The 21,682-nt window shown below is 44.3% G+C and carries 21 protein-coding genes; 7 read left to right on the plus strand and 14 right to left on the minus strand.

What is annotated here, in order from left to right; all coding sequences use genetic code 11:
• Window positions 1-47: 47 nt before the first annotated feature.
• Complete coding sequence (locus E7008_03120) at window positions 48-785, minus strand: hemolysin III family protein (protein MBE6456909.1); 738 nt, start codon at window positions 783-785, stop codon at window positions 48-50.
• Window positions 782-2,359: a glutamate--tRNA ligase gene (locus E7008_03125; GenBank protein MBE6456910.1), complete on the minus strand. Its 1,578-nt coding sequence runs from the start codon at window positions 2,357-2,359 to the stop codon at window positions 782-784. Before E7008_03125 ends, E7008_03120 begins: the two co-directional genes overlap by 4 nt.
• 46 nt (window positions 2,360-2,405) lie before the next feature.
• On the opposite strand from E7008_03125, the gene trmB reads away from it, so the two are divergent.
• Window positions 2,406-3,026, plus strand: coding sequence for a tRNA (guanosine(46)-N7)-methyltransferase TrmB (gene trmB, locus E7008_03130; GenBank protein MBE6456911.1), 621 nt, complete (start codon window positions 2,406-2,408; stop codon window positions 3,024-3,026).
• Here trmB and E7008_03135 read toward each other — a convergent pair.
• Window positions 3,016-3,690, minus strand: a complete 675-nt coding sequence (locus E7008_03135; protein MBE6456912.1) for a hypothetical protein — start codon at window positions 3,688-3,690, stop codon at window positions 3,016-3,018. The genes trmB and E7008_03135 overlap by 11 nt on opposite strands.
• A 44-nt stretch (window positions 3,691-3,734) precedes the next feature.
• Between E7008_03135 and E7008_03140 the strand changes: the two genes are divergently transcribed.
• Genes E7008_03140 through E7008_03155 form a run of 4 tightly spaced genes read left to right on the plus strand, consistent with a single transcriptional unit; the run spans window position 3,735 to window position 5,795 of the window.
• Complete coding sequence (locus E7008_03140) at window positions 3,735-4,616, plus strand: hypothetical protein (protein MBE6456913.1); 882 nt, start codon at window positions 3,735-3,737, stop codon at window positions 4,614-4,616.
• Complete coding sequence (locus E7008_03145) at window positions 4,616-5,119, plus strand: hypothetical protein (GenBank protein MBE6456914.1); 504 nt, start codon at window positions 4,616-4,618, stop codon at window positions 5,117-5,119. The genes E7008_03140 and E7008_03145 overlap by 1 nt, the downstream gene beginning before the upstream one ends.
• Window positions 5,120-5,138: 19 nt before the next feature.
• Window positions 5,139-5,573, plus strand: a complete 435-nt coding sequence (locus tag E7008_03150) for a hypothetical protein (protein MBE6456915.1) — start codon at window positions 5,139-5,141, stop codon at window positions 5,571-5,573.
• 3 nt (window positions 5,574-5,576) lie between these two features.
• Entirely contained in the window at window positions 5,577-5,795 is a 219-nt protein-coding gene (locus E7008_03155) for an aryl-sulfate sulfotransferase (protein ID MBE6456916.1), read from the plus strand.
• Window positions 5,796-5,819: 24 nt separating this feature from the next.
• Here E7008_03155 and E7008_03160 read toward each other — a convergent pair whose 3' ends face one another.
• The 4 genes from E7008_03160 to E7008_03175 all read right to left on the minus strand — a co-directional run bounded on the left by E7008_03160 (window position 5,820) and on the right by E7008_03175 (window position 12,971).
• Window positions 5,820-8,540 (minus strand): hypothetical protein, encoded by a 2,721-nt coding sequence (locus E7008_03160; protein ID MBE6456917.1) that lies wholly within the window; start codon window positions 8,538-8,540, stop codon window positions 5,820-5,822.
• Between the two features lie 260 nt (window positions 8,541-8,800).
• Window positions 8,801-10,795 carry an apolipoprotein N-acyltransferase gene (lnt, locus tag E7008_03165; protein MBE6456918.1) on the minus strand — a complete coding sequence of 665 codons (1,995 nt, stop codon included), beginning with the start codon at window positions 10,793-10,795 and terminating at the stop codon, window positions 8,801-8,803.
• A 27-nt stretch (window positions 10,796-10,822) separates the two neighbouring features.
• Complete coding sequence (locus E7008_03170; GenBank protein ID MBE6456919.1) at window positions 10,823-12,694, minus strand: hypothetical protein; 1,872 nt, start codon at window positions 12,692-12,694, stop codon at window positions 10,823-10,825.
• Window position 12,695: 1 nt separating this feature from the next.
• On the minus strand, window positions 12,696-12,971 hold the full coding sequence (locus E7008_03175) for a hypothetical protein (protein ID MBE6456920.1): 276 nt from the start codon (window positions 12,969-12,971) through the stop codon (window positions 12,696-12,698).
• A 151-nt stretch (window positions 12,972-13,122) separates the two neighbouring features.
• Here E7008_03175 and E7008_03180 point away from each other — a divergent pair, with 151 nt between their 5' ends.
• Window positions 13,123-14,391: a replication-associated recombination protein A gene (locus E7008_03180; GenBank protein ID MBE6456921.1), complete on the plus strand. Its 1,269-nt coding sequence runs from the start codon at window positions 13,123-13,125 to the stop codon at window positions 14,389-14,391.
• Here E7008_03180 and E7008_03185 read toward each other — a convergent pair.
• From E7008_03185 to rfbA, 7 genes are all read right to left on the minus strand, one after another.
• Complete coding sequence (locus E7008_03185) at window positions 14,388-15,353, minus strand: ACP S-malonyltransferase (GenBank protein MBE6456922.1); 966 nt, start codon at window positions 15,351-15,353, stop codon at window positions 14,388-14,390. The genes E7008_03180 and E7008_03185 overlap by 4 nt on opposite strands.
• A gap of 295 nt (window positions 15,354-15,648) precedes the next feature.
• A complete protein-coding gene (locus E7008_03190) occupies window positions 15,649-16,386 on the minus strand; it encodes a hypothetical protein (GenBank protein MBE6456923.1) in 738 nt (245 codons plus the stop codon).
• A gap of 68 nt (window positions 16,387-16,454) precedes the next feature.
• Window positions 16,455-17,747 carry a hypothetical protein gene (locus E7008_03195; protein ID MBE6456924.1) on the minus strand — a complete coding sequence of 431 codons (1,293 nt, stop codon included), beginning with the start codon at window positions 17,745-17,747 and terminating at the stop codon, window positions 16,455-16,457.
• An 85-nt stretch (window positions 17,748-17,832) separates the two neighbouring features.
• Window positions 17,833-18,843 carry a dTDP-glucose 4,6-dehydratase gene (rfbB, locus tag E7008_03200; GenBank protein MBE6456925.1) on the minus strand — a complete coding sequence of 337 codons (1,011 nt, stop codon included), beginning with the start codon at window positions 18,841-18,843 and terminating at the stop codon, window positions 17,833-17,835.
• Window positions 18,825-19,646 carry a dTDP-4-dehydrorhamnose reductase gene (gene rfbD, locus E7008_03205; protein MBE6456926.1) on the minus strand — a complete coding sequence of 274 codons (822 nt, stop codon included), beginning with the start codon at window positions 19,644-19,646 and terminating at the stop codon, window positions 18,825-18,827. Before rfbD ends, rfbB begins: the two co-directional genes overlap by 19 nt.
• Entirely contained in the window at window positions 19,624-20,175 is a 552-nt protein-coding gene (rfbC, locus tag E7008_03210; protein ID MBE6456927.1) for a dTDP-4-dehydrorhamnose 3,5-epimerase, read from the minus strand. The genes rfbD and rfbC overlap by 23 nt, the downstream gene beginning before the upstream one ends.
• A complete protein-coding gene (gene rfbA, locus E7008_03215; GenBank protein ID MBE6456928.1) occupies window positions 20,162-21,049 on the minus strand; it encodes a glucose-1-phosphate thymidylyltransferase RfbA in 888 nt (295 codons plus the stop codon). The genes rfbC and rfbA overlap by 14 nt, the downstream gene beginning before the upstream one ends.
• A gap of 131 nt (window positions 21,050-21,180) precedes the next feature.
• On the opposite strand from rfbA, the gene E7008_03220 reads away from it, so the two are divergent.
• Complete coding sequence (locus tag E7008_03220) at window positions 21,181-21,666, plus strand: hypothetical protein (protein ID MBE6456929.1); 486 nt, start codon at window positions 21,181-21,183, stop codon at window positions 21,664-21,666.
• The last annotated feature ends 16 nt before the right edge of the window (window positions 21,667-21,682 follow it).

Below are 21,682 nucleotides of genomic sequence, written 5' to 3' on the forward strand. Positions count from 1 at the left end.
TGCGAGCAAACGCCAGTTTGTGTGGCAATCCAGTCTTATATTCAAAATTACAAATCCAAAATACAACCGAACAGTACAGCGAAAAAGAAACACACCGTCCCACCAATTACGAACAAGTGCCAAACCGCATGTGAAAACTTCATCCGTCGCCACAGATAAAATATCACCCCGATTGTGTACGCCAATCCCCCCGCCAAAATAAACCACAAACCGCGTTCCGGGATATTGCGAATCATTGCCGGCAAAATGAACAGCAACGTCCACCCCATCGCGACATACAACCCAACCATCCATTTTGGCTGTTGCCGTGGATTACGAATTTTCATATACGATCCGAACAACACAATCGCCCACAGGATTCCAAACACCGTCCATCCAATCAACCCACGCAAATTCACCAACAAAAACGGCGTATATGTACCCGCAATCAACGCATAGATTGCAACGCTGTCCCACACTTCAAAAAAACACTCGTGCTTTTTACCAATTGTTGCGTGACACATTGTTGAACCAAAATACAACGTTATCATTGTCACACCAAAAATCGCGCACGACACAACCGCCCATGCATCGCCCTTAATCCCTGCGAACACCACCAACAATGTTAATGCCGCAATGGCCAATCCGATGCCAATACCGTGCGTTAAAATATTTACGACTTCTTCGGCGTGGGTTGACGGCTTTTCCCATCGAAACAACCCCGTCGCCCGCAAAACCTTTAACAATTTTGATGCATGTTCATCTTTCTTGACTGCGCGTATCCGCGCCCGTTTTGATTTCGTCATTTTATCGCCTTTTCGATTCGTTTAATTACGCGTTCTGTGCCCATAACCGACATAATTGAATACAGATCCGGTGTATTTGTGCGCCCCGCCAATGCCACACGCAGGTTCATCGCAACATCACCATTTTTTACACCGCATTTTTCGGCAACCGAAACAATTTTTGCCCACCAAGTATCCTTGTCATCCGCCGCGTTATACGTTTCCAAAAACGCACGCAACACATCCGAATTAAATTCATATTCAGTATTGGCCACAAACAATTCATCCCAGAAAAACGCAACATTTTCCAGCGTCTGTGACCACGTGATAAAGTCCTTGCGCACACGCTTTGGATTATCACGTTCAATTCCCAAAACACCTGTTAAATAATCTGCATCTGCGACCTGCATGCGATTCGTATCTGTACCATATTCATTTGCCCAGGCAACCACACGTGCAACCAATTCCGGCACAGGCAACGAACCAATAAATTCCTTGGCCCACCATTCTAATTTTTTCATATCAAACAGCGCACCTGACATCGGAATCTTTTTTGCGCGCATTTCATAATCCCAGAATGATTTCACCTGGCCCTTCATCTTGGCTTCTTCATAACCCGACGCTGCAATGTTTCCCAGATATTCAATCACGGATTCAACGGGCCAGCCCGCACTCAGGAAAAACGCAACATTGGCCTCGGGATCTTTACGTTTAGACAATTTACGTTGCTTGCCCGTTTCTTCATCAATCTTGTCAATGGTCGACGTATGAATATACAACGGTGCACGCCAATCCATCATACGAAACATCTGTACATGCAACGGCAATGACGGCAGCCATTCTTCCCCACGAATAACATGTGTTGTCCGCATAAAGTGATCATCACACAAATGCGCAAAGTGATACGTTGGCAACCCATCATTTGATTTAATTAAAACAATATCCTCGTTATTTTCTGGGAAGCCAATCGAACCACGAACCGCATCCTTGCAAAAAATTCTTTGTTCTGGATTTCCCCCAGAAAACATGCGTACAGACGGAATTTCGCCATTATCCAAATGCGCAATAATTTCTTCTTCGGTCAGATTTCTGTCACGTGCAAATTCACCATAAATTCCCGTTGCGAAACCCGCTGCTTTTTGTTTTTCTCTGATATCCTCCATATCCGCCGCAGTCAAGAAACACGGATATGCCAGCCCCTGCTCTAACAAATATGCAGCGACACTGTGGTAAATTTCCTTGCGCTGCGATTGATAATATGGACCGTATTTTTCATCATTATTATATTTCAATCCGAATCGATTCATAGAATCATTGATAATCTGAACCGCATCTGCGACTTCGCGTTTAGTATCCGTATCTTCGATACGCAACATAAACACCCCACCCGACTGCTGCGCCAATTTACAGTCAATCAACGCACCATACAGCCCGCCAATATGCATATATCCCGTTGGACTGGGGGCAAAACGCGTCACCATTGCGCCATCTGGCAGATTGCGTGGCGGAAACATTGCTTCTAATTCATCCAATGTATATTTTGGCGTCCCGCCCAAGACACGCGCAATTAAATCCTTTGATAAACCTGTTCTCATCTATATATTCCTTGTGTTTTTAATAACTCAATTCTATACTAAAAACATGGAAAAACAAGAAATAAGAACATTTGGTCGCCGTCACGGCAAAAAATTATCCACCCGTCAACAAACACTGATTGACAACCTGTTGCCAACATTAAAACCGACAACGGGCGACATTTTGGAAATTGGATTTGGTGCGGGCGAACATGTACGTGACCTGGCGCGCACAAATCCAGATAAAATTATTATTGGTGCCGAACCATTTATGAACGGGGTGGCGTCCCTGCTGTCCGCAATCACCGACGAAAAAACGAATCAGGTAATGGACGAATACGCCGGCATTCGCATCTGGGCGGATGATGTACGTGATTTTCTGCGCGAAACCGATTCGAAATTCGAACAAATTTGGGTTTTGCACCCCGACCCCTGGCCGAAAGCCCGACATGAAAAACGTCGCCTGCTATCGTCAGATTTTTTAAATCTGCTGTCAAAATATCTGACCGACAATGGCGAAATTATTATCGGCACAGACCACTGGGAATATTTTGATTGGATATTGGAACAAATAAAAAACACACGCCTGACGGCAAACATCCCAGACATGGAAATTATTCAAACGCGTTACCAACATAAAAACAAGGCGGGCACAGTCGCCCCAAAATATCTAATTCTTAAAAACTAACCCAAAAACGCAGTCCATCCATCAACCCGGGCCGCACCTGTTGAACCAACCGCATTGCCTGCTCTATACGCATGAAATTCGGGCCAAATGCGAAATGCAAGTTAAATTTATTTTCCGTCCCCCATGCATTTAACATCCCGTACAACCGTCCAACAAAATCAGATTTATTCCCCGTATCATGCGCAAACGCAAATATCACAGACGACGCATTTATTTTGCGCAGATTTGCAAAAACATTTCCCCAGTCGAACGGCCCGATTTCACTGATATCCAATCCAATTGATAAATCCTTGTTAAAGAACAAATCATCCCGCACAAAATGCGTTTGTTCGACCAAGTCACCCAATCCACCCACATTCAAAAAAATCTGCGCACCATTTGCACCATGACGCAGACACGCATTAATCCGTACTGTAACATCTGAAATCTGTTCTTCTGTGATTTTATCATTTTCCATATAGAACCGGGTCATAATCTTTACAGACGTTTTTTCCAACCACGGCCAAACAGTCTGAATCATATTTGGCGCAACTGAAACCTCTGACAAATTATGCGAATTTGCAAAATGCACAGCATCGGCCAAATCTGTGGCATCCATATCTGCCCCACACCACAGTGCCGCATTTTTACCAACCAAATCAAAAACAGCATTTTTATCAATCATAACACTTTTTACTTTATCACAAATATGATACAATTAAAAATGTTATGAAGGACAGACTGGACAACTTTTTACTTGCAATTCTGTGGTTGTTGGCATCAACCCTGGGCGCATGCTTTTGGTTCAATATCCGATTCGGATTTAATATATTTTCGTCCCAACACTGGCATCACCTTGCCTATATGCAGGCCGCCCAAAACCCCGTCAGTCCAATGTTTTACATATCGACGGTTATAACAGTATTCGTTGTGATATTTGGTCTGTATCTGATTATTCGTCCGCGTTTCAGACGATTTAAAATGCCAATACGTCAAACAACAATACCATCGCCACAACAACCCGCACAACCAATCCCCGCGAACGTCCCAACCCCCAGTGTCACGCCCGCACCCGCGCAGCCGCAAAACGCATCAACTATTCCCGAACAAATGTTGACACGTCCACCACGACTAAACATTGCGGTCACACCACAATTATTCAGTGCCCCCCCACCGCAACAGGTTGCCACACCACAAAACGACTGGTCTGAAATACGCGACATATTTGAATCCGCTGGATATACATTCAAGGGCACGCCCCGTATTGGCACAATAACATCTGCACCCATTGCCATCGGCACAGGCGAAGTTTTATGGCTTGGCGCTATCGGTGTACCGACATCTGCCCTGGGCGCGGCCATTGATACACTTAACCAAATATTTTCAGATACACTGGATGACATAATAATAAACGTAAATGGCTTTGTTATTGATGCGCCCGACGCGGCCGCCCCAACCACCCCGGGCATACTAACATTTGACACACCCGCATCCCTGCGTCAATATATGTCTGAACATACAAACCCACCACTGGCCGAAGACGACATCGAAAACTTTGATGCATTTTCCGCCTATATATCAACCGTAATTGATTACATTGGGAAAATTTGATGGAACTAAATGCCGGCACTGCCGAAAAATTAATATCAGATATGGGCATGTCAGACCTGCCCCTGACCCAGGTTCATCCGACCCCCACCATTGTTGCGCCCGATTGGTTTTCGCGATACAAAAAATTGTGTCACGAATTTATGGCATCATTAACAGATTCTGCCGAAACATTGGCGTTTATGAATTTGACCCAAGACGAATTTATGAACATAATTATGGGGCGCGACCTGCCCCAGAATATATCCATTCGGTTTCGCATACCGTTGGTATGGGGTGGCAAACTGGAAATTGATAATTTATTTATGTGTTGGACTTTTCCGCATTCCTACAACATGGATCGATTTATTATTGCCCAGTCTGGCGCACAAACAATATGGATGCCGAACCCCGCAAAAAAGATTTATCTGCCTGCACACACGGCGGGTGGCGGTGACGGCGGCAACGCAACCGAAGACAGACTGGCCCAGATTGGCGCACAAATTGCGGCCGATCGTGATATGTAAAGCAAGACGGTGATAAAAAATGACAACAGACGAATTTTTATCATATATAAAATCGCGCGGGGCGCACCTGGCGGATGCCGTATCACCAAATCAAATTGCGCTGACAAACACTGCACTGCAACAACGTCGTCGCGCCATGTTGCCACAATATATGACCGAACTATATACCAAAACCGGTGGCATTATCTTGGGCAACGGTTATATATTTGGCCCAAAAGAAATCCCCCAGGGCCTGCGTTTTCCCGTCCCAACAATAACCAAAATTAACGAAGACGTATCCAACATTCCCCAAACCATCGGCAAAACTATATTTGGTCGCAACGATTTATTTTGGTTTGCATTTGATGCATTTGGTGTTTGCTATATGCTGGATAATTTAACACTTGCACCATTACGCAAATATGACGATCCACACCGCGCACTAATCGATTGTTTAATCGCAGGAAAAATATAAACAATGAAAAAAATATCTGTATCCTTGTCCGGTCATCAAACCAGCATCACCCTGGAACGCGAATTTATTGACGCCCTGCATGCATTGGCAGCACGCGCCGGCAAACCAATTGCACAAATAATAAATGAAATCGATTGCGCACGCGCACCCGACACCAACCTGTCGTCTGCGGTACGCGTATGGGTACTAAATCAAATGATATTACGCATTGGTACGAATTAAAAATCCGCCTATACGGCGGTTGTTTTATTCATTATCCGGGGGATATATCAAACAACTGGTATAATTATTATATCCAAATGCGCCTGATTGTGTACATTCTATTTTTGCCTTTTTACACATATTTGCACAACGCTTAAAACCAGGCGATTTATCTTCTGTACCAAAATCACATGTGGCATCAACATAGGTATTAAATTTCCCATCCTTGTTTTTCATAACCGTATAAACCTTAATATCTTCACGCCATGTTCCGTGCGCATCATTACACGCACTTCGTGCCTTGGACAAATATTCTGAATATTTTCCACGTGTTGCAGACTGATAAATCGTTCCTTCCACTGCAGTTTGATCAAACCACCAATCCGATTCCAACGGTCGCCACACAGTTTGTCCAGACGCCACAGATTCTACATCTGTATCTGCGAAACAATCCAATTTCATTTCCACATTTGGACATGGCAGAGTATTATTTTCGCATCCGCCACCACGCCGCCTTGATACAAGTACGTCAACCTGAATATTCGCTGGCTTTTGTTTTGCGACAAAATAACTTTCCAATAATTTCTGTTTAGCAAAGGCTATGTCAAACTCTTTATCAAAATCCTTGTAATGTGGAGAAACTAATTCGACTTCAAATTTACATACGCGCCCTGTTATTTGCGACCACATTTCATCAATCTTTGCCTTGGCTACAGATGTCAATCCGTTATCACTGAAAAAATCTGCTTCTGCAATAATAACCCCATCTTGGTTTGATGTTACCGCACCGACATTATTTAACACATCCTTGATTGCCGTATTATCCGGTATTATTTGATTGGGATTCACCATCCCCTGCACCTGCGATTCTGCTGATTGCGATTGTATATTACCAACGACGTTTGACACAGACTCCTCAGAATCTGATTCTACAACAGGTTCTGTAACAGAATTTTTTAACACAATATTTGTATGTGCATTTTCATAATCTTTCTTGTCATATTTATTTTTACCTGAATTAATCGCCAGGTTACCAATCAATGACCCTGCCGCTCCAACAACCGCAGTTATTGCTCCTGTTTTCTTTTTTTCCGCAGTCTCATCTTTTTGTTCTTGCCACATCTTGGCGTCCTGGCTATTTGGATCAGTCAACGCCCGCGCCAACGATGCATATGCACCACCTGTTTTCCCAATCGCTACATCATCATACAATCCAGATGTTGCCGCATTCAAAATCGGTTCAGACTCAATCCCAGGTCGCATCCCCAATGCTTCTTTGCGCACCTTTAAATCATTTGCCAGCGCAACATATTCTGCATACAGTGCAATCAAGTCATTACCACCCGGCAATTCAACATCAACATCACCACCACGCACATTTTTGCCATTACCATAACTGCATGTAAACGTGGCCAGATATGCCCGCATTGCATTTTCCGCATCTGCATACGCATCTTGTTCCGCCGCACCTGATGCCAACATCATACCGCCAATCCCAGTTGCACCAATACCCGCTGCCCCCAACAGTTTATTTGCATCTGATTGTTCCCTGTCTTTGGCGGATTTTGCACTATCTTTTAATTTATCAATATTGTTTTGTGATTCTTGTTGCGCTTGTAAACTATTCACCTGCGGATTTTCACCCGGGACAGCAACCACGTCATCTACAGCTGTTTCGTCATCACTAACAACGGTTGTATCCTGAACATTCGTGGGCGATGTCACACCATCGTCCGTCGTACTGGCACTGTCCCCATCTTCAACTGGCGCGGCAACCACAGCTGTATCGGTCACGGTTTCTTGTGTTGGTGTCGACGTATTTTCCGCATCAGACTGCGCGTTGTCCTCTGTCACTGGCGCAACACATGTCAGGTCTGTTTTTTCCCCATCTATAATAGTTAACTTATATTCTGCATCCATTTTTTTTACACTTTGACAATAACTGTCCGCGACACACCACCCCTGGGACACCCCCGCAGAACTCACAACCAGATACGTCCCCGCCTTGCACTTTGTAGCCACACATTTTAGCCCAGAATTATATTTTCCCGCTGTTGCGAATTGTGGCAAATCGTTTGCGGCACAATTATCACCCGGCCCAATTGTACGCACACAACTTCTTTTATCATCCGACGGTCTATAATTCTGTTTACACTCAGAAATCGAGTTGACCCACACCATGCGGTTTGGATTTTCCTTGTATGTACATGTTTTTGTACACGAAGCCGCGTTGGAATCAGTTATCACATTTGGCGCACATTCTTGATTTTCCAAGACTGTCCCCTCAGGCGAATCGCCACATTTTCTTTCCTGACATTTACCATCTGCAAAAAATCTATTACCGTCACAACTAGCCATCAGACACCCTCTGGGCCACGCACCATCTTCAACAAAATTCCCACCTTGAACCCTGCATCTCTGCTCTGCCCCATCTTGGTACACACAATACCGCGCGCCACTAACACTTAATGTTGTTATTTGACTTTTCTCACACCAATTTGTTTGCTGTTTTTGCCACTCATCCGGCCAACCTTTAACACATTTATAATTATCGCCATATAATGTTTGCAACTCTGCCCCATCCGCAAATGAAAAAGTTCCTTTTCTATACACCGGATTACATTCATAACTACTACCGTTATTCAAATAAAAGAATGATTTATCATCCGATGAACTACTGGCTGCATTCACCTGTCGCCATGGTGCCGCATCACCATATGCAGCATCTAAAATCAGACAAAAAAACAACACAAACAAACAGCGCATTAATCCCCCCGTCAACATCATAATAAAAAACCACTGAAAAAACATCAAGTGGTTGGAGGTTCGTTACAACTTTTCAGGAAATTGTTCGCTTTATTCAATATATTCAAGCGACCTCCAACCCTTTTGGTTGGAGAGATTGCCCGCACACTCTAATTCTGCGCAGACACCTGAAAACACGGGTAACGACACCCCATCACGGCAAAGCCACCGTGACAACTATATTATAACACACAGAAAACAAATAAGAAAGAATAAAAATATTACCTGTATTTGCGCCTACAAAAACCAATCGACACAATTAAAATAATAATCATCCATCCATTCAGTCCAATCACACGATACGGTGTAATATGTGCCCCCCATACAAATCCATCCAGCACCCCCGTCGCGCCAATCGGCAATGATGATATGATTGCGCCATCCGCCCCAACAAACGCGCTAATGCCCGAATAATTTGCACGAATAATCGGCAACCCTGATTCAATTGCATATCGCCGCACCATATCCAGATGCTGATATGTGCCCGGCGTATTACCGAACCAATTATCATTTGTAATATTCACAATTGCATGCACATGCCCCGTATTCCCACCTGGCAACAAAGAATCTGAAAAAATAATTTCATAACAAATCGCAGGCGCAAAAACAAAATCCCCAACCGCAAGCAGTTCTGGTCCACGTCCCGGCATCAAATCAACCGGCGCAGGCAAAAATCCCAACGGTCTATACTCGCCAAATGGCACCAGGTGTGACTTGCTATAAATCTTGTTAATATCACCACCGTCGTTCACAACAACCATAGAATTAGACACCCCATTCCCGTCAAACGTATTTGTCCCCATAACAACGGGACGTCCAATTATTTTTACAAAATCAAATGTATCATTTGGCACAACAACAAACGGATATGTGGTTTCCGGGAACACAACCATATCATATACCCCAGGCTGCGTTGCCAAATTCATTAAATTATTCAAATTGGTTTCCGCACGCGCCAACGCTTCGGCCCGACTGTGTGTTGCCTTTTGCAATTGGGAATTGGCAGGTTGCACAATACGAACCATTGGCCCTGTTGCATCCGCCCCAACATCTGAATATCGCATATTTTGCGCACCAACAAACATTCCACATATGCCCAATAAAAGCATACCAATTAACACCGCCCAACATGCACGACATTTTCTGTCCCGCAAAACTTCAACCAACGCCGCTATTACCCCCACAATAACAAACGTTAATCCCAACGCCCCCCACAACGCCATAGAATTTGCCAACATCGGCAATGGCATTGTTATATTTGCAACCGGATTCCACGGAAATCCTGTAAACATCCATTCACGCGCCCACAGAACCAACGCCCAAACACAGGCAAACAAAATCGCACGCGCCCCACCCGATATACGCATACGCGCAATCGCAACGAACGGCCATGAAAATATCAGCGCACCCGCAATCGCCAATCCAACCACACCTGGAATTGTCCAAATTGCAAACTGTTGGGTTAATTCCGGCACAACATAAATCGAATGCAGAACCCACCAAAAATTTGCCACGGCATACATCGCCCCAAATGGCGACACACGCAATAACGAACGCCAAAAGCCACCTATATTTTCATTACGAACCGTCAACCAGTATGCGCCCATTATTCCAACAATCGTCCACCACCAATGGTAAAATGGTGCGAACCCAAAACTGGCAACCCCACCAAACAGTGCGTACAGCGCATATTGCCAAAAACCATTTTCACGAATTTTTAATCGCCGAAAAAACGCAAGCACCCCACCACCTGGGCAGCAACTGGCATCATTACACGAAACAGCGACATCATCCGCATATGGATTTTTTATCCCCATTTTTTTCAGCACCTTTATTTCCTTCATCTCCATCAGAATTGCTTCTTCATCTGTCATATGATCGTACCCCAACAGATGAAACATACCATGCACAACCATATGCGCCACATGATCATGAAACGATATTTTTGCCTCTTTTGCTTCGCGCATTACTGTATCAATGGAAATATAAATATCCCCCAGTAACACATCGTCCCCCAATTCAAACGACAGCACATTTGTCGCCCTGTCTACATTGCGATACGTTTTATTGATTTCATGAATTTCCGCATCATTGGTCAGTATAATCGACACTTCGGCATTTTTATATTTTGCCCCAACCACAATATTGGCGATTTTTTGAAAGTCAATTTTATGACTATCCCAACGTTTATCATGTGCATCAATATATACTTTCATATTTATTCCACCTTTTATAACAGGAACTTATGCCATATTTCCTTTGAATTCTTGCCCATACAACAGCAAATCTTTCTTTGCATTTTTCTGGTGAATCTGTTTTATCCCAGAATGAAAGGCCACTTTTTTATTACCACCTTGCTTGATTTTTTCAGACACACGTGTGATATCATTTTGCACACGCCTGTTGCCATTTGCCAATGCTAATTTATAGTTCGCCAATGCCTTGTCTAATTTCCCCAGTTGTTCGTACGCAAATCCCGCGTTGTATTGCGCTGCACCATATTGTGATTTATCACCGATACGCTGGACCACCTCGCGCGATTGGGCGATTGCTTCGTTATACATCCCCAGCTTATTATAGGTTGCCGCCAAATCATTACGCAGCAATGCATTATCCGGATATTTTGCAATCATATCCTGATATTTTTCGGCCGCCCCACGATAATCCCCGGCGCGATACGCACCCACCGCATCGGCATATAATTCATCATATCCGATAACATATGTTTTAACCTCGACCTGCTCTGCTTCTTTTTTCTGTTTATCAGACCGCAACACATTATCCCAAACACTTAGTGCACCTATTTCACACTTTCCAATTGCACACTGTTGTGCAATATCGACCGGCAACCAATCCGCCGCTGTTTTCCAGTGTGCCAACGATTCCCCATGTTTATTAACCGGATTTTCCAACCATTTATAGAAACGTGTCAACGTTTCATCATTTGCCACACGTTTGCCATTTTTTTCAACGAACCAGTTTTCACGTTTATCACCAATAATCTGATAAAACTCGTACATTCCGCCAATTGGGATTTTCAAGAAAACCTCAGGCTTAATATTTCCCTTCATTACCTGGGCTTCTAACCATCTGCGCCATTTCAGTCCATTACCCCCCTTTAAAAAGTTCCCCAAACTATTGCCTATTTCATCCTTGGGCGCGCCATTCAGCCACGCATCGCCAACGGACGTCATATGTTCCACCGGATACTTTGCAAACACATCACGCACCATTTCATTGGTTATTGCATTACCATATTGTTCATGCAGTTTGTCCAATTCTGCAAAACGTTCTTCGTATTTCCGATTCCTTTTTCCGTCTACCTTGGGTTCTTCTATTAAATCAGTACCAACATTATATGTTGCCGCCGACAATGCAATTAATTCCCCCGCCCGATTAATATCAACGTTATCAAACACCACATCATAGCAATACAACCGAAACAGTGTTTCATTTTCCATAATATGCCAACACGCTAATTCATAGGCCGCCTGGGTGGAAATTGGCGGTGTATTTTTATTAACACGCGTTCCGTCCTTTAAAACAGTTGAACCAAATCCAATTGTCCATATTCCACGTCCATCCAGATACGGCGCATGCATACCATTTGCATCAACATTAACCCCTTCCTTGGCAATCAGGTCCGCAACCAGATACGGCAACGCCCCCCGCATTTTATCCAGATATTCTGCATACGTTCCACGCTTTGCGCGCTCAGCCTCGCGTTCAATTTTTACCTGATTAACCAAATCAGAAATTTCAACCCCCGCCTTGATTCCACCCGCAATAGATGCAATCAGCATATAATAAATCATATGCGACGACAGGTTTGGATGCCGTTTCATAAACTCGTGTAATTTTTTATTTTCGCCTTTTTTATTTTTTCCAACACGCATATCACGCAGTGCCTTTTCCCCCGCACGCAACGCATGATTATCCAACGTAATATATTTGGTTGCCCAGAATAAAAATTGTGCCAACCCCGTCATGGTCATCCCTGCACCTTTTGCAACCTTGCCATACCATTTATCGGGTTGTATACGCTTGATTTCCTGGGTTGCGCGCCCAAACGCTCTGTGTGGAAAATTAACAATATTACGGAATTTTTCTGACATTTTATTTTTTCCCCAGCCCTGTTTTCTTGGCTATCTTTGAACGCTTGCGCGCATAGGCCGGCGCAACAAACGGATAATCATCCGGCAACCCCCACTTTTCACGATACTGCTGTGGGGTTAAATCAAAGCGTCGCTTGATATACCGGCGCAGCATCACATGCCACGTCCCATCTTCCAGACATTGAATCTTGTCTGGTCGAACAGAATCCTCGATTTGTTGTGGTGTAACGGACGTTCCGCGTAAAATCTCGCGCGCATTTTTTACTGCCATCTCCATCGTCAGTTTTGGATTCGCATTAATTGCCGCCGCCGCCAAATTTGCAACCGCCAAAGTGAACTCAGAATTTTTATTTACCAACTTGCCAATTCCTTTATAATTTAATAATATAATTATACCACAAATGAACCATAAATAAAAGCCAAGTAAAATGACACGACCACTTGCCGATTTAATGCGTCCCAACACAATTGACCAGGTTATTGGTCAAACCACACTGTTGGGTGAAAACGGCCTGGTCCGTCGCATGGTTGACAATAAAAAACTATCTAATTTAATTCTGTGGGGCCCGCCCGGGTGTGGCAAAACAACAATTGCGCGTGCCCTGGCAAACTCGGTCGACATGGACTTTGTTCCGATGTCCGCGGTATTTTCTGGTACGGCAGATATAAAAAAGGCAATGGACACCGCCCGCATGAGCCGCGACATTGGCCGTGGAACATTATTATTTATTGATGAAATTCACCGCTTTAACAAAACGCAACAGGACACCCTGTTGCCATATCTGGAAGATGGCACAGTCGTATTCATTGGTGCAACAACCGAAAACCCCAGTTTTAATTTAAACAACGCGTTATTGTCGCGCTGTCATATCGGGGTACTGCAGCCATTATCCACCGAAGATTTATTGACATTAATGACCCGCGCCGAAGAATTTGTTGATAAAAAATTACCACTGGAAAACAATGCACGAACCCACCTGGCCCAGATGGCGGACGGGGATGCGCGATTTTTGCTGAACACAGTTGAATACCTGTTTAACGCAAATTTTAAAAAGCCACTATCACCCGACGCACTGGATAACGCAGTACAAAAACGCGCCCCCCTGTCGGACAAGCATGGTGACGAACACTATAATTTAATATCTGCGGTTCACAAATCCCTGCGTGCTAGCGACACTGACGCCGCCCTGTACTGGACGGCGCGCATGATGACATCAGGCCAAGATCCAATGTACATATTTCGTCGCCTGACCCGCTTTGCGGTCGAAGATATAGGCCTGGCCGACCCGAACGCCCTGCAAATTGCAATTGCCGCATGGTCTGCATACGAAAGATTGGGCAGTCCCGAAGGCGACCTGGCCCTGACGCAACTTGTCATATATTTAGGAACTGCACCAAAAAGCATTGGCAATTACCGCGCGCAAAAGGCCGCATACGCCGCCGCCCGCGAAACAGGCAGTCTGATGCCACCAAAAAACATCCTGAACGCGCCAACAAAAATGATGAAGAATTTGGGCTACAACGCGGGCTATATCTATGAACCTGACACCGCAACCGGTTTTTCCGGTCAGAACTGTTTCCCAGAATCCATGGGGCGCAGAAAATTTTATGAACCGGTCGAACGCGGATTTGAACGCGAAATTAAAAAGCGTCTGGAATATTGGGACACTTTGCGCAAAAAACTAAATAACGATTAACGTCCTTTGACCATAATATCGCCAATTTCACGCAGGACAGCACGAACATTTCCCGACACATCGGTCTGACGTGGCGCACAACCAACATTTGCACGCTTAATCAGGCCAGTCAATGTACGCCCCGGCCCCAGTTCATATGCCCGCGTTATATTATATGCCGGAAACGTTTCCATTATATCCAACCAGCGCACACCATGTGTCATCTGATTACACAACGCATCGCGTACATCACACGGGTTTGACATAAACTGGGCAGTTTGATTGGAATACCAATTTGTTTTCGGTGCATCAAACTGAATTTTTTCCATACGGGCACGTAATAATTTTTCTGCATTACTCATCAATGCGCAATGTGCTGGCACAGAAACATTTAATCGCTTTGCAATTCGCGCCCCACGTTTTTGTGCCGCCGTCACAATCGCATCCAACGCATCATTATGTCCACTGACAACAAATTGATCACGTGCATTATGATTTGAAATTTGGGCATATCCAATTCCTGCGGCATCTACCATACACTGTTCGATTATATCTTTGGTCAACCCCACAATAGCTGCCATACCACCGGCCCCCGCAACATTTTGCATATATGTTGCACGTGCCGCCAACATATTAACCGCATCGTCCATTTTCATACTGCCCACGCAATGCAACGCGGAATACTGTCCCATAGAATGTCCCGCCATGGCATATCCAATTACCCACAACGGCATACCAAATTCAGTTTCAATCACATTGGCAATTGCAACCGAATGCGCGAACGTAGCCAATGATGTATTTTCTGGTTTATTTAATTCAGCCTGCGACCCTTCAAAACATATTTTTGACATATCACGTTTTGAAATATCTGACACCTGTTCAAATACATGCCACGCCGCAGGAAAATCGCGACACAAATCTGCGCCCATACCAACGTATTGCGCACCTTGACCGGGAAAAACAAAAATTATTTTTTCTGACATACCATTATAAAATTAACACAAAACACATTATTGTCAAATAAATTAAAATACAAAATCCAACGCCCCTTGCTTGGTAAAAAATAAAAGATAATGGTATAGATATGGACAGTACCGTCCCCGCAGTGTACAAACGCTACATAAGGGGACGGCACCGTTCATAGATATGCCATTAGATTTTATTGAAAATAAATTAGAATGTGCCAGATGCACGTAGTGGGTGTGGCGTAGTGTACAAGTCGCTACATGAGCCACACCCACCGCGTGCAGATGGACCGTTATAATTTATTTATATTTTTTAGAATAAGATATTTATCTTGAATCCTACCTGTGCATCATCTGACTCAAACTCATAGTCAACATGCCCCACATACTGTGTACGGCCATACTGACGCACCAATTTCATATGTAACCATTCCTGGTCATAGTCTTTACCGGTTTGAATATCTTTGTGCGTTGCCTTGCGAATGGTCAGACCTGCCCCAATTCGCCAGTCGGGCGCAATACGGAAATATGATTCTGGTGTAAAATCTAATAATGCCATACCACGTTCATCATCAAACACCCACGTTGACTTAACGGTTGCGGCCAATGTCATACCCGCCCATTGACGTCCCATACGCAAACCAACATAATATGTTGAATCCGCATAGTCCGGGGTACGGACGCGATGACTGCCCCCGAATTTAAATCCAAACAAAACATCTGATATTATATGCGAATCATTATCATCGGCATTACCCATACGATAAACACCACCTAAATCGATGGCGGCAAATCCATCTTCGGGCCCATTAAAGTCATGCTGATAACGAACATTTGCGCCAATTGCCAATCGATTATTCATCCCATACGACAACGATTGGCCAACACCCAAAATATGATCCCAGTATGAAATCGATGATGTTGATAAAATTTCTTCTATACCCTGTAAAAACAGCGGATCAGACGTATCAGTTGCCAAATCATTCGCACGCGCGAACGACGGTGTGGCCATTATACCCAACAAACCCAAAATCGATAAAAATTTACGCATAAACTCTCTCCCTGTACCCAATATAAACTTTGCCCCCAGATACCCGGGGGCATATTAATTTAATAACCCTAGAACTGGAACATTACCTGCAAACCAATTTTTGTTTCGGCATAATTATCCAATTCAACTGTACCAATCTTGGTCAAAGAATCTAAATTAAATTCTGTACCATCTGGTGCCTGGGCTGTTATACCATTTTCCATCCAGTACAAATCTAAATCCTTGCCATCTGCACTGTCATAGAACGCAACCTTGGCATACAGGTTCAACGCGAACCAATCATTTGGCTGCCATCCGATTGCCCCTTTGATATTACCCTGGTTGTGCCAATCATAGTCACCAAAGATTGCCTCTACATTCAGTGTCCAATCTTCATTCAGCACACTAAACACACCCAGTCCACCTTCGACATACATCACACTGCTGTCACCAACCTGGTATGGAATATATGTCATTACCATATTTCCATTTTCATCTGTGCCTTCGACCCCATTACCATATGAATTACCATCCAGGTCAACATACCAACCGCGCACCAAACCATAGATTGTGGACGAAGAAACCTTGTACCCACCTTTTAATTCAACCAGGAAATTATTTGCAACATCCTTTTGGTGCTGGAAATGCGCAGATGCCGTTGCAATCCATTCATTTGTATCAACAAAGCGCCACTGTCCACCAATACCAAACAGATTCAGACCATCATCATCCATTTTATCATCTGGCGAATTATCATCCCATTCAAATTTATATTCATTAATATCATATTGCGCCATAGCCAAAATTGCGATACGGTCTGTGATACCATAACTGAAATCTTCCTTAATGGAAAATCCAGTCATATCCCACTTAGCCCCCAGGCCATTTAGCACCACCTGATATTCATTTGCTTTTTCATTCCATACCGGCAAAGTCTGATTAATTTTAAAATCATACGAACTGCTGTTATAAGACAAATCTGTATGCGACCCGAACATTCCACCCAACGGCTGATAGAACGGATGTGCCAAGAAATACTTACGACGCATCTTATTGACAATTTTTTCAGAACGCGTTGTACGCTGTGTTGTTTTTGTCGCGCGCGCCGACGAAGAATTTGCCCCTTCATACTGTTTGTACAGCGCACTGCGATTTTGTGGTTTTGTATAATACAAATCCCCGGCATCCTTAGACTCATACGTTTTGGTCAACGTACGCGTCTGATATTTTTCATAGTTAATTTTTTCACGTGTACGTGTGGCCGGCGCACTTGATAAATCCGCACTAGACCCTGCACGCGTTCCCCAATTTGTGGCTGCATCTGCCGAAACCGCCCCCAATGCCACCAACAAACCAACAAAAACCGATAAAGATTTCTTCATAACAATAACTCCTTTTGTCAAAAATTATAACACAAATCCGCCCCATTACAAAGAACAAAAATCCCCGCAATCACGCGGGGACAACTTACCTGTCCAGATACCATTTAACCGTCTTGACAATCCCCGTATCAAATGTTTCATTCGCGCGCCACCCCAGTTCCTGTTCCAACTTGGCTGCATCAATTGCATATCTAAAATCATGCCCCGCGCGATCAGCGACAAATTCAATCTGTGATTCATACTTTTTGCCGTCTGTTCGTGGACGCAATTCATCCAGAATTGAACAGATGGTTTTAACAATCGTAATATTATTGCGTTCATTATGCCCACCAACATTGTACGTTTCACCCGCACGCCCATTGTGATAAATCAAATCAATCGCCCGACAATGATCCATCACATACAGCCAGTCCCGCACATTTTCCCCACGCCCATAAATCGGCAACGGCTTTCCCGCCAGCGCACACGAAATAATATGCGGAATTAATTTTTCATCATGTTGCTTTGGCCCATAGTTATTTGAACAATTCGATGTTGTTGTATTCAACCCATATGTATGATGATACGCCCGCACCAGGAAATCAGACGATGCCTTGGATGCAGAATACGGACTGTTCGGCGCATATGGCGTGTCTTCGCGAAATTCACCTGTTGCCCCCAGCGCACCATAAACTTCATCTGTGGAAATATGATGAAAACGCGCATCCGCATACCCTGGCTTAATGCGCCCCGGCGCATCCATCCAATGCCGTCGCGCCGCATCCAGCAAATTAAACGTTCCAATAATATTAGTATTTATAAACGCGCGCGGGCCCGTGATTGAATTGTCCACATGACTTTCCGCCGCAAAGTGAATCACACCACGCACATCGTTTTCACGGAATAATTTTTCAACCAAATCCGCATCACAAATATCCCCCTGAACGAATGAATAGTTCGACATATTTTCGCACGACCGCAGATTTTCTAAATTCCCCGCATATGTCAATTTATCCAGATTGATAATTTTATATTCTGGATATTTTTCACAAAAATATGGCACAAAGTTCGAACCGATAAACCCCGCCCCACCTGTAATTAAAATTGTTTTATGCATTTTTCCAGCCCCTTTTTCCAATGTTCAATTTCAACACCAAATATACTTTTAATCTTGTCTTTATCCAGCACACTATAAAACGGCCGCACCGCACGCGTTGAATATTGGTGGGATTTTATCGGATTTACCCGACACCCCAGTCCCGACATTTCCATAATTTCACAGGCGAAATCATACCACGAACACACGCCTTCGTTTGTAAAGTGATATATACCGGAATTTTCACGCGTCATCTGTGGAATAATTTTTACAATCGCATCCGCCAAATCCCCCGCATACGTCGGACTGCCAATCTGGTCTGCGACAACATTGATTGAATCTTTTTCTGCACCCAATCGCCGCATAGTCTTTACAAAGTTATTCCCATGCGTGCTGTACAGCCACGCCGTACGAATAACAACCACCACATCCGTATTTTCCAACGCGGCCAATTCCCCTGCCCGCTTGGTCCGCCCATATACCGACACCGGATTTGTTTCATCATCTGGCGCATATGGACAATGCCCCATGCCATCAAAAACATAGTCTGTGGAAACATGAATAATTTTTGCCCCCGTCTGGGCCAGGTTTCGCACCCCATCAACATTGATTTTTGTCGCCAATTCCACATCGTCTTCGGCCGCATCTACGGCGGTGTACGCCGCGCAGTTTATGATTACATCAATATTATTTTCGTGCACAAAATTACGCACCGCCACCGCATCTGTGATATCCAGCGCATCGCGCCCCACCGCAATTGCATCTGGCAAACGTGCAACTAATTCACGCCCCAATTGCCCATTACAGCCCGTAATCAGTTGCATCTTTTAATACCCCATGCTTTCTGTCTTTGTCCGACACAATGATTTTGTCCGCCGGTATTTTCCAGTCAATTCCAATATCCGGGTCATCAAACCGCACGCCAAATTCCGCACCCGGCGCATACAGATTATCACACTTATACGCAAATACCGCCACATCTGACAGCACCGAAAACCCATGTAAAAACCCACGCGGTATAAACAATTGCCGTTTGTTTTCGGCACTCAGTTCCACCGCCACATGCCGCCCAAATGTCGGCGAACCGGGCCGAATATCGACCGCCACATCCAGAACCACCCCCTGTAACACACGCACTAATTTTGCCTGGGCATGCACGCCCGTCTGACAATGCAGACCACGCACAACCCCATACGATGACATGGATTGATTATCCTGGACAAACACATTTGGAATACCGTTTGCCACAAATTCATCCGCGTTATATGTTTCCATAAAATATCCACGTGCATCCGCAAACACATGCGGTTCAACAATAACAACGCCATCAATTTCAGTCTTAATAAATTTCATGCTTTTCCCTATATACTTTTTCCAGATAATCCCGATATATTCCGGGCCGCAATGCATCTATTAATGCACGCATTTGCGCATCATCAATAAATCCCTGGGCATACGCGATTTCTTCGATGCACGCAATTTTCAACCCCTGACGCTTTTCAATAATCTGAACAAACTGTCCCGATTCCATCAGGCTGTCTGGCGTCCCCGCATCCAACCACGCATTACCCCGTCGCATTGGCACAACCGACATTCGCCCCTGGGACAGATAAATATTATTCAAATCTGTAATCTCGTATTCGCCACGTGCCGACGGATTCAGCCCACGCGCATATTCCACAACATCACTGGGATAAAAATACAGCCCCACCGACGCATAGTTTGATTTTGGATTTTTTGGTTTTTCTTCGATTGAAATGGCATTAAAATTTTCATCAAATTCCACCACACCGAATCGTTCTGGGTCGGACACATGATACGCAAAAATCGTTGCGCATCTGCCTGCATTTTCCCGCGCTATACGCACAAAATCCGGCAATTGTCCCCCCATATAGAATATATTATCCCCCAATATCAAACACACATCATCCGCGCCGATAAATTCCGCGCCAATGGTGAATGCCTGGGCAATACCGCGCGGCGCATCCTGCACCGCATATTGAATATTCATCCCCAGTTGCGCCCCATCATGAAATAATCGTTCAATATTCGGCGTGTCATTTGGCGTTGAAATAATCAACACATCGAGAATTCCAAACTGCATCAACGTTGACAACGGATAATAAATCATCGGCTTGTCATATACCGGCAACAACTGTTTAGATATCGTCTGTGTCATTGGATACAGGCGCGACCCACTGCCCCCAGCCAGAATAATTCCCTTCATACAAATCCCCTTTTGATAAAATCATACGACATAATTCCCGCCCCCGCACCAGGACACTATTCCTTAACCGACAGGTTGACATTTATATTTTTTGTCCTATAATTAAAGTAACAACAAACAAAGGGAAACAAATGACAAAGACTCGTACCATCAGTGAAATCTATGATATCGCCACTGCATTTATCACCGACCGCCAAACAACCGTTGATATATCAAACAGCAACGGCCACCTGATGTACAAATTTACGAAACGCGGCCTGGCCGAATACCCATACACATTGGTTATATCGGCTGAACGCGGCGCACCGGCCAAAATTCCAAACACTAATCAGACAAACAAAAAACCGGGGCGCGTCTATTTACAGTGCGGAACAATACTGGATGGTGAAACGGGCCCACGCACAGTTATTTCGGCCGAAACCAAATACAATGTTGGCCGTGCGATTGACAGTCGCCAACGCGAAATCGTTCAAACATTTACATATATGCTGTCCCCAAAATTCTTTCAATTGATGGACATGGCGAACAAACGCGCATTTGGCAACATAAAAACAACCAACAACACAACCCAGATGTTTAATCTGCTGTACCGCATTCAAAACGAAAACCAGAAATAAAAAATCCCGCGATTGC

It is taken from the genome of Alphaproteobacteria bacterium (assembly GCA_015062495.1).
In the GTDB taxonomy this organism is placed as follows: domain Bacteria; phylum Pseudomonadota; class Alphaproteobacteria; order Rs-D84; family Rs-D84; genus Enterousia.